The organism is Candidatus Saccharimonadia bacterium (genome assembly GCA_035544015.1).
Lineage (GTDB): Bacteria > Patescibacteriota > Saccharimonadia > UBA4664 > UBA4664 > UBA5169.
Genome location: DATKIP010000093.1, coordinates 380,874 through 394,248 on the forward strand (window position 1 = coordinate 380,874; position 13,375 = coordinate 394,248).

At 59.3% G+C, this 13,375-nt stretch carries 16 protein-coding genes; 13 read left to right on the forward strand and 3 right to left on the reverse strand.

Annotated features, from left to right (window positions below; all coding sequences use genetic code 11):
• Positions 1 to 33 precede the first annotated feature (33 nt).
• The 8 genes from ftsE to VMT30_08510 all read left to right on the forward strand — a co-directional run bounded on the left by ftsE (position 34) and on the right by VMT30_08510 (position 7,705).
• Positions 34 to 726: a cell division ATP-binding protein FtsE gene (gene ftsE / locus VMT30_08475; protein HVQ44961.1), complete on the forward strand. Its 693-nt coding sequence runs from the start codon at positions 34 to 36 to the stop codon at positions 724 to 726.
• Positions 723 to 1,640 (forward strand): permease-like cell division protein FtsX, encoded by a 918-nt coding sequence (locus VMT30_08480; protein HVQ44962.1) that lies wholly within the window; start codon positions 723 to 725, stop codon positions 1,638 to 1,640. The genes ftsE and VMT30_08480 overlap by 4 nt, the downstream gene beginning before the upstream one ends.
• Positions 1,637 to 2,413, forward strand: a complete 777-nt coding sequence (locus VMT30_08485) for a glycosyltransferase (protein HVQ44963.1) — start codon at positions 1,637 to 1,639, stop codon at positions 2,411 to 2,413. The genes VMT30_08480 and VMT30_08485 overlap by 4 nt, the downstream gene beginning before the upstream one ends.
• 197 nt (positions 2,414 to 2,610) lie before the next feature.
• The gene (locus VMT30_08490; protein ID HVQ44964.1) at positions 2,611 to 3,681 is read left to right on the forward strand and encodes a CHAP domain-containing protein; all 1,071 of its coding nucleotides are present in this window, start codon (positions 2,611 to 2,613) and stop codon (positions 3,679 to 3,681) included.
• Between the two features lie 14 nt (positions 3,682 to 3,695).
• Positions 3,696 to 4,868 (forward strand): S41 family peptidase, encoded by a 1,173-nt coding sequence (locus VMT30_08495; protein ID HVQ44965.1) that lies wholly within the window; start codon positions 3,696 to 3,698, stop codon positions 4,866 to 4,868.
• 16 nt (positions 4,869 to 4,884) lie between these two features.
• On the forward strand, positions 4,885 to 5,556 hold the full coding sequence (locus tag VMT30_08500) for a hypothetical protein (protein ID HVQ44966.1): 672 nt from the start codon (positions 4,885 to 4,887) through the stop codon (positions 5,554 to 5,556).
• Positions 5,557 to 5,666: 110 nt separating this feature from the next.
• Positions 5,667 to 7,316, forward strand: coding sequence for a CTP synthase (locus tag VMT30_08505; GenBank protein HVQ44967.1), 1,650 nt, complete (start codon positions 5,667 to 5,669; stop codon positions 7,314 to 7,316).
• Positions 7,313 to 7,705: a response regulator gene (locus VMT30_08510; GenBank protein ID HVQ44968.1), complete on the forward strand. Its 393-nt coding sequence runs from the start codon at positions 7,313 to 7,315 to the stop codon at positions 7,703 to 7,705. Before VMT30_08505 ends, VMT30_08510 begins: the two co-directional genes overlap by 4 nt.
• Positions 7,706 to 7,715: 10 nt before the next feature.
• Here the strand turns inward: VMT30_08510 and VMT30_08515 are convergent, their stop codons facing one another.
• The 3 genes from VMT30_08515 to VMT30_08525 all read right to left on the reverse strand — a co-directional run bounded on the left by VMT30_08515 (position 7,716) and on the right by VMT30_08525 (position 9,787).
• Positions 7,716 to 8,288: an NUDIX domain-containing protein gene (locus VMT30_08515; GenBank protein ID HVQ44969.1), complete on the reverse strand. Its 573-nt coding sequence runs from the start codon at positions 8,286 to 8,288 to the stop codon at positions 7,716 to 7,718.
• A gap of 83 nt (positions 8,289 to 8,371) precedes the next feature.
• Positions 8,372 to 8,653 carry a 50S ribosomal protein L27 gene (gene rpmA, locus VMT30_08520; protein ID HVQ44970.1) on the reverse strand — a complete coding sequence of 94 codons (282 nt, stop codon included), beginning with the start codon at positions 8,651 to 8,653 and terminating at the stop codon, positions 8,372 to 8,374.
• A complete protein-coding gene (locus tag VMT30_08525; protein ID HVQ44971.1) occupies positions 8,654 to 9,787 on the reverse strand; it encodes a hypothetical protein in 1,134 nt (377 codons plus the stop codon).
• 191 nt (positions 9,788 to 9,978) lie between these two features.
• Here VMT30_08525 and VMT30_08530 point away from each other — a divergent pair, with 191 nt between their 5' ends.
• The 5 genes from VMT30_08530 to VMT30_08550 all read left to right on the forward strand — a co-directional run bounded on the left by VMT30_08530 (position 9,979) and on the right by VMT30_08550 (position 13,360).
• Positions 9,979 to 10,461 (forward strand): hypothetical protein, encoded by a 483-nt coding sequence (locus VMT30_08530; GenBank protein HVQ44972.1) that lies wholly within the window; start codon positions 9,979 to 9,981, stop codon positions 10,459 to 10,461.
• Between the two features lie 186 nt (positions 10,462 to 10,647).
• The gene (xseA, locus tag VMT30_08535) at positions 10,648 to 11,829 is read left to right on the forward strand and encodes an exodeoxyribonuclease VII large subunit (GenBank protein HVQ44973.1); all 1,182 of its coding nucleotides are present in this window, start codon (positions 10,648 to 10,650) and stop codon (positions 11,827 to 11,829) included.
• Positions 11,810 to 12,103, forward strand: coding sequence for an exodeoxyribonuclease VII small subunit (xseB, locus tag VMT30_08540; protein HVQ44974.1), 294 nt, complete (start codon positions 11,810 to 11,812; stop codon positions 12,101 to 12,103). The genes xseA and xseB overlap by 20 nt, the downstream gene beginning before the upstream one ends.
• Positions 12,104 to 12,117: 14 nt before the next feature.
• Positions 12,118 to 12,627, forward strand: coding sequence for a hypothetical protein (locus VMT30_08545; protein ID HVQ44975.1), 510 nt, complete (start codon positions 12,118 to 12,120; stop codon positions 12,625 to 12,627).
• A gap of 31 nt (positions 12,628 to 12,658) precedes the next feature.
• The gene (locus VMT30_08550) at positions 12,659 to 13,360 is read left to right on the forward strand and encodes a hypothetical protein (protein HVQ44976.1); all 702 of its coding nucleotides are present in this window, start codon (positions 12,659 to 12,661) and stop codon (positions 13,358 to 13,360) included.
• Positions 13,361 to 13,375: the final 15 nt, after the last annotated feature.

Below are 13,375 nucleotides of genomic sequence, written 5' to 3' on the forward strand. Positions count from 1 at the left end.
CAGAGCCAGCCCCATATGCTACACTAAGGTCAAATGATTCTCTTCGACCGAGTCACTAAAGTGTACCCGAACCAGATGGTCGCGCTCAGCGGCCTGAATTTGCACATTCAGCCCAAAGAATTCGTGACCATTGTGGGATCGAGCGGGGCAGGGAAGTCCACGCTCATCAAGCTCCTCACGCGCGAGGAAGTCCACAGCTCAGGCAAAATCATTGTCGGCGGCCTCGATTACGACACCATCACCGCCCGCGACGTGCCGCTGGTGCGCCGCCGCATCGGTGTGGTATTCCAAGACTTCAAACTCCTGCCCGGCCGCCGCGTCGGCGAAAACGTCGCCTTCGCGCTCGAAGTCTCCGGTGCCCGCGGCCGCGAAATCAAGCGCGCCGTGCCCAAAATGCTCACCCTCGTCGGCCTCAGCCCCAAGGAAAACAGCTTCCCCACGGAGCTTTCCGGCGGCGAGCGCCAACGCGTCGCTATCGCCCGCGCCCTCATCCGCCAGCCCAAAATCCTCATCGCCGACGAGCCCACCGGCAATCTCGATCCCAAAAACGCCTGGGAAATCATCGAGCTCCTGCTCAAAATCAACCGTTTCGGCACCACTGTCGTGCTCACCACGCACAACAAAGAAATCGTCAACGCCCTCAAGCGCCGCGTGATCACCATCAACCGCGGGCGCATCATCAAAGACGAAGAGCAGGGCCGCTACACCTTGGAGGGCGGCAAATGATACTTCAACTATGGCGGGTCATGCACGCCGGCCTGCGCAATTTCATCCGCAACGCCTGGCTATCCACCGCCGCCACCGCCGTGATGACCATCACGCTGTCGATCATCGTGCTGTCGTTTATTTCCAACTCGGCCCTCACCAGCACCATTAAAGGTGTCACTGACAAAATCGACGTCTCGGTCTACCTCAACGACACCATCACGCCCGCGCAGCGCAACACCTTCCAAGCCGCACTGAAAAACAACCCTAACGTCGACGCCATCCACTACACGTCCAAAGCCGACGCCGTAGCGCTGTACAAGGCCCAACACGCCAACGACCCCAGCCTGCTCAGGGCCCTCGATGTCGCCGGCAACGCCCTCCCGGCCTCATTCCAGGTGAAAGCCAAAGACCCCAAGAAAATCGACAGCATCATCGCCGTCACCAACCAACCCGACTACAAGCCTCTGCTCGACCCCGACAAAGGCACCACCTACTCTGGCAAGGACAAATCCACCATCGACCGCATCGTTTCGGTGTCAAACTTCTTCAAATCCACCGGCCTCTACGCCAGCATTATCTTCGTGATCATCTCCACGCTCATCATCTTCAACACCATCCGCATGGCCATCTTTACCCGCAAAGAAGAAATCGAGATCATGAAGCTCGTCGGCGCCACCAAATGGTTTATTCGCGGACCATTCCTGTTCGAAGCCGCCCTCTACGGCATCGTCGCCGCCGTCATCGCCGCCAGCCTGTCCTACGCGCTCTTGCTCGGCGCCGGGCCCAAGCTCTCTGGGTACATCGACGTCAAATCCACCATTGAGTTCTTCCGTAGCTACCCCGCCTTCGTCATCATCGGCGAGCTCGTGATCGGCATATTCATCGGCGCATTCTCCTCGCTACTCGCCATGAGCCGGTACCTGAAGCTATGAATAACACACCACCATATTTCAGCATTATCATGCCCACATACAACCGAGCCAAGCTGCTCAAACGTGCGATCGACTCGGCCCTAAACCAAACCTTCGCCGACTTTGAGCTAATCGTGGTTGACGATGGATCTACCGATAATACAGGTGAAGTCCTAGCCCGCATAGCCGACCAACGCCTTCAGATCATCAAGCAACCCAATGCCGGACCGGCCGCCGCTCGCAACACCGCCCTAGAGTCGGCCAAAGGTACATTTATTGCCTACCTCGATTCAGATAACACCTTCCATCCAGATTTCTTAAAAGTCCTAGCCGATGAATTAACAGAGCCTTTTGTAGCAGCCTATACCGGTCAAAATCTATTCCTGGTCGACGGCAATTTAGACGAACCGCACGTAATCGGGCGCAAAACCCGCAGCCTACCCTTCAACCCGGCAGCCTTTCAAAATGGCAATTATATCGACATTGGTTGTTTTGTCCATCGCGCCGACATTATAAAAATCGTGGGGACATTCGACCCCTCTCAGCCATGGGCCGAAGACTGGGATTTGATCGCGCGGATAGCTATCCAATATCCTTTTTACATTAAGCATATCGACCAGGTTCTCTGCGATTATTACGCTTATCTGCCCGAAGCACTACCTACCATGACAAACCAATCAAAGGCTTGGGCCGTTAATATCAAACGCGCTTTTGGGGTTGGGCCGACAGAGGCCCGCGACAAAAAATTGGCCGAGCACATCACAACGCTGGTCCGTAAGCGCTACCCTCGCTGAATTTTGAGTTAAATTCTCAAGTTTGAGCCTCGATCTCTCCATAATTTAGTAATTACGTCAAGAGCACAACCAGTTTGACAGATAGGGCTACCGAGGCTACTATTGGGGTACCTTGGAGGGGCCAGACCATTCGTTTCTACCGCGACCCAAAACCAAAAATCAATCAGGCGTGCATCGCTCTCGTAAGCCTGGTTGCGATGGTATTCTCGAGCGCTGGGCCGGCATTCGCGGACAGCTTCGACGATCAGATCGCCGCCCTCAAGCAGCAAATGAGCGGACAGGCCCAACAGGCCGCTAGTCTCCACACCCAGGCCAACGACTACCGCTCCAAAGTGGCCGAACTCCAGGCCCAATCCGCCGCGCTCCAGACGCAAATCAACCTCAATCAAGCGCTCTTCAACAAAGTCACCGCCAACATTGCCGAGAACGAAGCCAAACTCGCCGAGCAAAAGACTGTGCTCGCCGCCAACCTCAAGTCGATGTACCTCGACAGCAACGTCACGCCCATCGAGATGCTCGCTTCGAGCCACAACATCTCGGAGTTTCTCGATCAGCAGCAATATCAGGACCGTATCAAAACCAAAATTCAATCCGCCATGGCCGACATCCAAACCCTCCAGCAGCAGCTCCAAGGCCAGCGCGAGCAGGTGGCGTCCATCCTTTCCGGCCAAAAACTGCAACAGCAACAGCTCATCGCCTCTCGAAACGAGATCAACCAGCTCCTCGCACTCGCTCAGCAGAATGCCGGCGCCGCCGATCAGCAAGTCAAAGACTCAAACACCAAGATTGCCAGCCTCAAATCCCAGCAAGCCGCCATTTTGGCCGCTTCATCCCGCAGTTTCAACGGCTCCATCCCGGGCGCATCGGGCGGCTCGGGCGGTGCCTGTGACAACGGCCACGGCAACGGCGGCTACCCCATGCTCTGGTGCAACGCCGCCCAAGATTACCCCGGCTACGGCGGACCCTGGGGCTACAACCGCGAATGCGTGTCCTGGGCTGGCTGGCGGCGTCAGCAAATGGGCCACCCGGTCTACGCCTGGGGCAACGCCAATCAATGGGACGACGGCGCCCGAAACGCCGGTTACCGCGTCGACAGCTCTCCCGAAGTCGGCGCCGTAGCCCAAACCGACGCCGGCTACTTCGGCCACGTCACGGTCGTGGAGGCGATTCAGGGCAGCAACGTCATCGTCAGCGAGATGAACTACGACGGCGACGGCCACTTCCGGTATGGCAGCTACCCGGCGACGTACTTCAAATATATTCACTAGAAAGGCCCGTGGTTTTGAAAAAAGTCCAACTCAACCCGCTCATTTTAGCGGCCATCATTATCGCGGTGGCCGGCAGCTCATTTTACGCCGGCGATGCTTCCGGCAGCCTAGTTTCGCTACCATTTCTCAAACCCGTTCACAAAGCCGATTTCTCCAGTCTCAACGACATTTATGCCCTTATGCAGCGCAATTTTGACGGTCAAATCGACAATCAAAAAGCCGTCGACGGCGCCAAAGCCGGTCTGGTGGCGGCCGGCGGCGACCCCTATACCGTCTTCCTCGACGCCAAATCCGCCAAAGAATTATCCGACGACCTCACCGGCAAACTCTCGGGCATCGGCGCCGAAATCGGCATCAAGAACAACATCCTCACCATCATCGCTCCCATCGCCGACACCCCCGCCGCCGCTGCCGGACTCAAGAGCGGCGACCTCATCGCCAAAATCAACAACGAAGATACCTCGGGCATGACCGTCGACACCGCCGTTTCCAAGATCCGCGGCGACGCCGGCACGAAAGTGACGCTCAAAATCGTCCGCACCGGCACTCCCCAGGCGTTTGACGTCACCATCACGCGCGCCAACATCACCGTGCCAAGCGTGAAATCCAGCCTCAAAAACGGCAATGTCGCCTACATCAACATCACCCGCTTCAGCCCCGACACCGCCGACCTCGTCGACAAGGCCGCCACCGACCTCAAGGCCCAAGGCGCCACTCGCGTCGTCCTCGACCTGCGCAACGACCCGGGCGGCTATCTCGACGCCGGCGTATCGGTCGCCAGCCAATTCCTCGATACCGGCAAAACCGTCGTCTCCGAACGCACCGGCGGCAAAACCACCAACACGCTCACGGCCTCGAGCGGCGGCAAGTTCAAGGGCCTGCCCACCATCGTGCTCATCAACGCCGGCTCCGCCAGTGCCTCCGAGATCGTCGCCGGCGCCCTCCACGACAACAAAGCCGCTCAACTCGTGGGCGAAAAGAGCTTCGGCAAAGGCAGCGTGCAAGAAATCAAAGACCTGCCCGACGGCGCCCAGCTCAAAGTCACCGTGGCGCACTGGTACACTCCCGCCGGCGTCAACATCAACAAAGAGGGGATTAAGCCCGACGTCGAGGCCGCCCTCACCCCCGACGACTTCAACGCCGGCCGCGACCCTCAGCTCGACAAAGCCCTCGAATTACTGAAATAACCGGAGGCGCCCGCCCGTGACTGCCAGTCGCATCGCCGTTCTCGATTTTGACAGCACCCTGTTTGACGTAAACAGCTTCGTAACAGCCCTCTCGCAAGCCGTAGAAGCCGAGTTTGGCATCGATGCCCAGGCGTTCGCCGCTCAAATCAACCAACATTACGTTCGTGACGAAACCGGCGAAGGCATCGGCTACGACGTGCAGGCACATCTGCGCCAACACGGTCACGACCCAGCCGACCAAACCGTCCAGGACCGCCTCGTTCACCGCATACTCGCGATCCACCACCTCCGGACCGGCGAACCCGACTTGATGTTCCCCGACGCCCGGAGGTTCGTGCAGCGCCTCATAGCCGACCCCCACACCAAGACGGCCATCCTTACGGTCAACCTCGAGTTTGGCTTTTGGTTCAAGCAGCGCCTCTGCAGCCCGCAGCTAGACGCCATCTCCGCCCGCGTTATCGCCACCAATAAGGGCCTGATGCTTGCCGGCGAATGGGCAACCGCGATCACCTACGATCACCATCCCTACGACACCGCTCTCGTCGTCGACGACTCTCCGGCCCAGATAGAAGCCGTGCCGTCCCGACCCAGCATTCGCCGCGTCCAGATCGTGCGCCCCGGTCACCGTTATCCCCAAACCACCGATCCCTCGATCGAAATCGTCCGCACCCTCGACGATGTCCAATAGCCATCTACCAACCAGAGCATAAAAATTTTGCTTGCCCTCGCCCGCAGTCTCAGGTATTATCTGAACCAATTGGTGTTACCGATGAAACGAGTGTGTTGGAAAGGAGACGTGTGGCGAAAGGAAGCCAGACAAAATTTATTTTTGTAACAGGGGGAGTACTTTCCGGACTCGGAAAGGGCATTACCGCAGCTTCGATCGGCACCATCCTCAAAGCTCGCGGTTTTTCTGTTAATATCCAAAAATGTGACCCTTACCTCAATACCGATGCCGGCACCATGAACCCCGCCGAGCACGGCGAGGTCTTCGTCACCAAAGACGGCGCCGAAACCGATCTCGACCTCGGCCACTACGAGCGCTTCTTGGATGAAGAACTCGGCCGCTCCAGCTCGCTCATGAATGGCCGCATCTACGCCAACGTCCTCGCCGACGAGCGCGCCGGCAAATACCTCGGCAAAACCGTCCAAATCATCCCGCATGTCACCGGCGAAATCGTCAAGCGCATCCTCGAAGCGGGGGAGGGCTTCGACTTCCACATCGTCGAGATCGGCGGCACCGTTGGCGATATCGAATCGCTGGCATTTCTCGAAGGCATCCGCCAACTCCGCCGCAAAGTCGGCCACCAAAACACGCTGTATGTGCACGTAGTCTACCTGCCGTATCTCGAAGCCTCGCACGAAATCAAAACCAAGCCGGCCCAAAATACCGTCCGCGATCTGCGCGAAGCCGGCATCCAGCCGGATGTCATCGTGGCCCGCGCCGAAAAACCCGTCAGCCAAAATGTACTCCACAAGCTTAGCCTCTTCTGCGACGTCGATGAAGCCGGCATTGTGCCTATGCAGACGGTAAAAACCGTCTACGAAGTACCGCTATTGCTCGAGCAAGCCGGCATCGGCAATTACATCACTACTCAGCTCGGCCTGAGCAACCGCCGTGTCAAACTCGCCGACTGGCAGCGCCTCGTCGACCTCATCAAGCACCCCGACCACCGCAAGCTCAAAATCGGCGTCGTGGCCAAGTACATGGAAAACGAAGATACCTACCTCTGCGTCTTCGAGGCCATCAAAGCCGCCGGTTGGGCCAACCGCATCCAGCCCGAAATCTGCTGGATCGACTCCGAACAAATTGTCGACAATTCATCATTGCTGGAGGGCTACGACGGTCTGGTCGTTCCCGGCGGGTTTGGTAGCCGCGGCGTGGAAGGCAAAATTGCCGCCGCCAATTATGCCATCGAGCACAACATCCCGTACCTGGGTCTCTGCTACGGCCTCCACATGGCCGTCATCGCCCTGGCCCGACGCGCCGGCCTCACCGGCGCCAACACCACTGAAGTCGACGCCCAGACACCCCACCCCGTTATCGACATCATGGCCGACCAAAAAGACATCACCAACAAGGGCGGCACCATGCGGCTGGGCAATTACCCCTGCGTCATCACCAAGGGCACCAAAACCGCCGCTGCTTACAACCAAAAAGAAGTTCTGGAGCGCCATCGTCACCGCTACGAGGTCAACAATGATTACCGCGAACAGCTCACCGCGGCCGGCCTGGTGATCGCCGGCCTGTCGCCCGATAAACGCCTCGTCGAGATTATCGAGATCGCCCAACATCCCTACTTCGTCGCCAGCCAATTCCATCCCGAATTCAAGTCGCGTCCCAACCGCCCGCACCCGCTCTTCGACGGCTTCATCAAAGCCGCCGGTCGCCAGCATGAGCAGCATGGTACTCATGCCGAGGCAAAACGTAGTATAGTTGAGTTATGAAAGAGAGCAAGAAGCCGCGCATTCTCCTCGTCGAAGACGATCTTGCTCTCGCCACGGCCTATCAGGTCCGCATGGAAGCCGAAGGCTTTGACGTTCATCACTGCCCCGATGGTGAAGCCGCCATGCAAGAAGCATTGGAATACCACCCCGATCTCATCTTGCTCGACATCATGATGCCCAAGATCTCCGGTTTCGATGTCCTTGACATCATCCGCAACACCAGGGAAACCGCCCACACCAAAATCATCATCCTCACGGCTCTATCGCAGCCTTCCGATCGCCAACGCGCCAAAGATCTGGGTGCCGATGAATTCCTCGTGAAGTCCCAAGCCGTCATCGCTGACGTCATGAAACGCATCCGATTTCATCTCGGCATCAAAGAAACCTAAAAACTACGAGCTAGAAGCCAACCGAGCCGCGCAGTTTAGCCACAAACCGCTTTATTTGCGGGTCCATGGTATCGGCGTCCGCTCCCAAAACTTCCTCAAAGCTCCGCCATGCCCAGCCGCGAAACTCGCGGGGATCCGGCATCATCGGCATATCTTCCGATCCATCCACAACATACCACAAGCTAACATCTACATGCCCGTGAGCACCGCGGGTCTGATTAGCCGTCACAAACAACGGCACCGACGCGATCACCGCCGCTTTGGCCGCCGCCAAACCCAGCTCCTCGATCAGCTCGCGCGCCGCGGTAGCCGCCGGGTCTTCACCGCGCTCAACATGCCCACCCGCCGGCAACCATAGGCCCGACTTGCGATGGTCAAACAGCAGCACCGTTTGCCGCCGCCGATCCACCAACACCACATAAGCCACCAGATGAGGGCTCGGCTCATCGGGCTGATCGCCACGATACAGCTCAGCATCCGACCGAATCCACGCCCGCACCTCGGTCAACACCCGCTTCTCATCATCGTCATAAGGCACGATACTACGCAGCAATTCTAAAAGCTTAGTTCGGCTTTTGTTCATATTTCAATAATACCCGACCCAGTCCACCTATGGCAAGCAAAAACCGCCCGAAGGCGGATTTTCTCAATCAAAATTGCGAGCGACTAATTGTCCGAAACGACCGAAACAATCGTGCGGCGGACCTTGGTACCGGTGAATTTCTGCACTTTCTTCACCGAAAACTTCACAATGCCATCGGTGAGTGCAAACAACGTGTGGTCATTACCCACGCCCACACCCACGCCGGCCTCCATGCGAGTACCACGCTGGCGCACCAGCACCCCGCCGGAGCGCACAAACTGATCACCAAAGAGCTTTACGCCGAGACGCTTAGCCTGACTATCGCGGCCAGTCTTGACTGAACCACCAGCTTTTGTATGTGACATTTAGTTCTTCCTCAGTAACAATAATTGCCGTCCGACCACTTGATCGTCCCGCGCGTAGAGCAGGGGAGTGCGGACATGCTCAAAACCCTTCAGAGTGTAGCCTAAATCAGGTAATTCGTCAACCAATCCCAGATACTGCCAGCGACGGCCATCCCGCCACGCCGGCGCACACAGGCTCACCTCAGCTCCCGCCGGCAATTGCGCCGCAAAATTGCGCAAACTCATGCGGTACAATTCCCGCAGTTCAGCCCGCATCCGGTCGAGCTCCGCCGGCCCTGGCAGCCGCATCAGGTTGGGCCCCAGGTAGCCCTCGCTCACCACGGCACACCCGGGCGGCAGCCGCACCAAGCGGGCGTCAGCCTCGGCCGCACTCCAAGCCGGCAGGGGAGTCGACACCTGCTCGGCCAGCCAAGCAAGATTCGCGCTGGTCGCCGTCACCATCTCCGCCGCCAGATCCGAACCCGCCACCACCCGCCCCGCCAGCAGCGCCTCCTGCAGCACCACTCCCGTACCGCAAAACGGATCGCACACCACCTCGGCTCGCACCGTATTCACGAGCACCTGCGCCAATTTCGGCGGCAGCATGCCTACGGTAGCACTCCGGGCCGGCCGGCCGTAGTCGCGCTTGGAGTACCAGTCGATATCCTGCACCCCCACCGTACGCGCCACGATCATTTCATGCTCGGCCACCACCACGAGCAGCTCAAAACCATCCTCGATCACGCGGTTGTGGCGCAACTCCGCCGCCGATACCGCCAGCCCCTTCGCCGGCTGCACCAACCGCACCGATCCGCGCTCACGCAGCCGCTTCTTCAATTCCAGCCCCGCCGCCGTCAGCGACCGTGCCGTCTCGCGCCCACCGTAGCAGCTGATGGCAAACGGCGTCTTCGTGGCGCGCATCGGCAGCGCCTCGAAATCCACCGGCAACTCCCGCAACGGCTTCACCGCACCCCGGTACAATACCTCGCCCAGCTTCAACACCCCACCCAGCTGGTCCACGGGCACCATTTCACCCACCAAGGCAACCTGCCGTCCAAACGGTCGCACCCCCTGCGCACCCAACACAGATTCTAGCTCCACCAAGCCAAGTTCCGGCTGACGACCCAAAATTGCCACGAAATTAAGTAATGACATAATTGTATAATTATAGCAATTTGACTAACAACACGCAAATATCCCATAATAGAGCCATGAGATGCGCAGCCACCATCCGGGCGGTCCCCATCGGACCCTTCGCGGTCACCGCGCCTCTTAGCACGACCTGAGCCACCCCACGCGGGCGGCTCTTTTGCTCGTTGACATGCCCCCAACCCGAGGGAGAACTCGTGGCAATTGTAGCAAACTACCGCCATCCACCCACCCACCGGCCCACCGGCCGACCACCACGGTGCACCCTCGGAAGCGGCCGATCTCGCTCCAGCCGGCACCACGGCGCCAGCGGCACCTACAGGCGCGGGCCCCGGAACCCCAGCGAGCGCATGGTAGACCGATGGCTCAGCGAGGCAGACATCGAGCCCCAGTACGAGCCCCACGAGCTCGAGACGGGGCTCACCGGCCGCGGGATGAGCATCCTCCGGCCCGATTTCTACCTGCCCGATCAGGGCATCTACATCGAGGTCACCCTCGCGCGCCGCTGCCTGCACCTCAAGCAGGCCAAGGTGCGCGCAGCAGCCAGCCTCAACCAGGTAGCAATCCTGCTCATCACCCGCGATGAGCTCGAGGCCCTGCACTCCCGCCACTACAGCATCCGCGATTTCATCAAGGATGGGATCGCCGACCACGCCATGGAGCTCAAGCTAGCCGCCTAGCACCACCAAGGGGGAACACGATGCACACTGCGACGCCGTCCCGCCACACGGTCGGAGCCAACGCCGTCTAAGGGGGTGATCAGAGTCTCCCGCTGCCCCGGGTAATGGGCAGTCCGCCGCCGGGCCCTCGTCTCACGCCGAGACGAGGGCCCGCGCGCCAACCCATCCGTACGCTATAATCCAATCATGACCCCCCAAACCATCACCGTCAGCGAATTCCTCGCCATCATCAACGAAACCCTGAATTTTGCCTACCCCGAGGTAATAATCGAAGGCGAGGTATCGAGCTTTAAGGTCAACCAGGGCAAATTCATCTTTTTCGACCTCAAAGACGACACCAACACCCTCGGCTGCTTCATGATGATTCACCAGCTCAAGCTGCCCATCGAAGATGGCATGAAGATTCGCGTCACCGGCTCGCCCAAAGTTACCAAATATTCCAAATTTAGCCTGACTGTCCGCGAAATCGAACTAGCCGGAGAAGGGGAGCTGCGCCGGGCCATGCAGCTGCTCAAGAAAAAACTCGAGACCGAAGGCCTGTTCGACCCCAGCCGCAAACGACCCATTCCCAAATTCCCCGTGCGCCTGGGGCTCATTACCTCCGGCGCCTCCGCCGCCTACGCCGACTTCATCAAAATTCTGGGCTCCCGATGGGGTGGGGTAGAGGTATTGCTGGCCGATGTCAGCGTTCAGGGCGTAGCGGCTCCCGACCAAATTTTGGGCGCACTCGATTACTTCAACCACCTCAGCCCGCCCGCCGACGTACTGGTACTCATTCGCGGCGGCGGTTCGCTCGAAGACCTCATGGCCTTCTCGACCGAACCCGTCGCCCGCGCCGTGGCCGCCAGCCGCACCCCCACGGTCGTCGGCGTCGGCCACGAAGTCGACTTCTCGCTCGCCGACTACGCCGCCGACCTACGCGCCGCCACGCCCACCGACGCCGCGCGCCTTGTGGTGCCCGACCGCACCGAAATCACCGCCCACATTACGCACTTGGCCGGCCGCCAAAGCGCCGCCGTGAGTGCGCTCATCGCCGGCTACCACCGCCGCACCGACGGCGCGCTCGGCCGGCTCGAAGCCGCCTTGCGCTACCCGCGCGAACATTTGGCCGCGCTACGCCAGGCCCTCGAGCGAGGCCTCGAGCACGTGCTCACCGAGCGCCACACGCGCGTCACGAGCCTCACCCGCCTCCTGCAAAGTCTCGACCCCAAAGCCGTGCTGGGCCGCGGCTACGCCATCGTGCGCAGCCCACAGCGCATCGTGCGCCGCGCCGCCGACGCCGGGCCCGGCACTCCGCTCATGATACAATTGGCCGAGGAAACTATCGCCGCGGAGGTAACGCAAGCCAGTGACAACCAAACCATTTGAATTCGAAAAATCCCTCGGTGAGCTCGAGGAAATCACCGCCTGGTTCGAATCGAGCGACGTCGACCTCGATGCCGGCCTCGCCAAATTCGAGCGCGGCATGGAGCTCGCCGGCGAGCTCAAAACCCACCTCACCACCATCGAGAACCGGGTCGAAAAAATCCGCCAGCGCTTTAGCGCTCCCGCGGCCGGCCCCGCCGCCACACCCACCGACACCACTACGGCACCCGAACCCGCCGACGACCAAGGTGACCAAACCGGCCTCTTCGGGGCCTAGAGCTACCGGCAGCCGTGGAAGCCATCGCTCTCATAGCCCTCGCCATCGTTTTGCCCTTTGGCATTGGTGCCGTACTGGGTGCGCCCTACGTCCCCATTTTGCACCGCGATAGCCGGCGACTACTCGAGATCGCCAACCTCAAGCCCGGCCAAACCCTCATCGATCTGGGCTCCGGCGACGGCCGCCTTTTGCGCGCCGCCGCCGCGCGGGGCATTCGCTGCATCGGCTACGAGATCAATCCGTACCTGGTGCTCATCTCGCGCCTCGTGTGTTGGCGTTATCGAAAGCTTGTCACCATCCACACCGCCGACATCTGGCACGTCAAACTCCCGCCCGCCGACGTCATCTACATCTTCATCCTCGACAAGTACATGGCCCGGCTCCATGAAAAATTCCGCACCGAAATCACCGCACCCACCAGGGTCATCTCATACGTCTTTCAACTCCCCGGACAAACCCCCATCCACGAGACGCACAACACCTACGTCTATCAGTACGGCGCGCCCGTCGCCACCTTGAAATAACCCACCTATCGCTGTAGCATAAGCATTAATTATGGATACTCAGACACTCATGCCCGACAGTTCCGGGCCCTTCAACACTGCCCCCGGCAGGGGAGGCAGTGGACGCCCGGCGGGCATTCTCATTATTCTGGTTCTGTTGCTCGGCCTCGGCACCGTCGGGTTCGGAGTACTCACGCTCACATTCTCGAGCAAAGCCGCCACCGCTACCAAAACCCTCGAGGCGCAAAAAGCCGCGGCCGCAGCCAAAGCCCGTGATGAGCAGAAAAAAACCGACCAGGCCGATTTCACCAAACAAAACGAATCACCCTTTCGCTCGTACACCGCCCCCGAACCCTTTGGCGCCTTTGTAATCAACTTCCCCAAAACCTGGACCAGCACCGTCGACGAAGAAAACACCGGCACCCAAGTAAAGCTCATCGTAAACCCCGACTTCGTTCGGCGCAAAAACGGTCAAGACGACAAAATCGCCGCCAAAGTAATATTTCTCGACCAGCCCAAAGATAAGTACCTGGCCCAGTACGCCAGCCTCTTCAAGAAAGGCACTCTCAAACAAAGTAGTACGGAGGTCTCCGGCCAGCCCGCTATCAACATCGTCGGCCAATTCGGCGATCTCAAAACCGTTCGCTTAGTCGTAGTACCCATTCGCGACAAAGTCTTACTCTTTAGCACCGAAAACGATCAATTGAGCACCGAATTTAATCAAATTATCAGCCAAGCCAAGATCAATCCCTAGCGCCCGGCACCATCC

What these genes read in the sequence shown, in the direction of transcription:
- VMT30_08525 (HVQ44971.1), bottom strand. Translation starts at nt 9,787, where the DNA reads ATGTCATTACTTAATTTCGTGGCAATTTTGGGTCGTCAGCCGGAACTT.
- xseA (HVQ44973.1), top strand. Translation starts at nt 10,648, where the DNA reads ATGACCCCCCAAACCATCACCGTCAGCGAATTCCTCGCCATCATCAAC.
- VMT30_08490 (HVQ44964.1), top strand. Translation starts at nt 2,611, where the DNA reads ATGGTATTCTCGAGCGCTGGGCCGGCATTCGCGGACAGCTTCGACGAT.
- ftsE (HVQ44961.1), top strand. Translation starts at nt 34, where the DNA reads ATGATTCTCTTCGACCGAGTCACTAAAGTGTACCCGAACCAGATGGTC.
- rpmA (HVQ44970.1), bottom strand. Translation starts at nt 8,653, where the DNA reads ATGTCACATACAAAAGCTGGTGGTTCAGTCAAGACTGGCCGCGATAGT.
- VMT30_08480 (HVQ44962.1), top strand. Translation starts at nt 723, where the DNA reads ATGATACTTCAACTATGGCGGGTCATGCACGCCGGCCTGCGCAATTTC.
- VMT30_08515 (HVQ44969.1), bottom strand. Translation starts at nt 8,288, where the DNA reads ATGAACAAAAGCCGAACTAAGCTTTTAGAATTGCTGCGTAGTATCGTG.
- VMT30_08550 (HVQ44976.1), top strand. Translation starts at nt 12,659, where the DNA reads ATGGATACTCAGACACTCATGCCCGACAGTTCCGGGCCCTTCAACACT.
- VMT30_08485 (HVQ44963.1), top strand. Translation starts at nt 1,637, where the DNA reads ATGAATAACACACCACCATATTTCAGCATTATCATGCCCACATACAAC.
- VMT30_08510 (HVQ44968.1), top strand. Translation starts at nt 7,313, where the DNA reads ATGAAAGAGAGCAAGAAGCCGCGCATTCTCCTCGTCGAAGACGATCTT.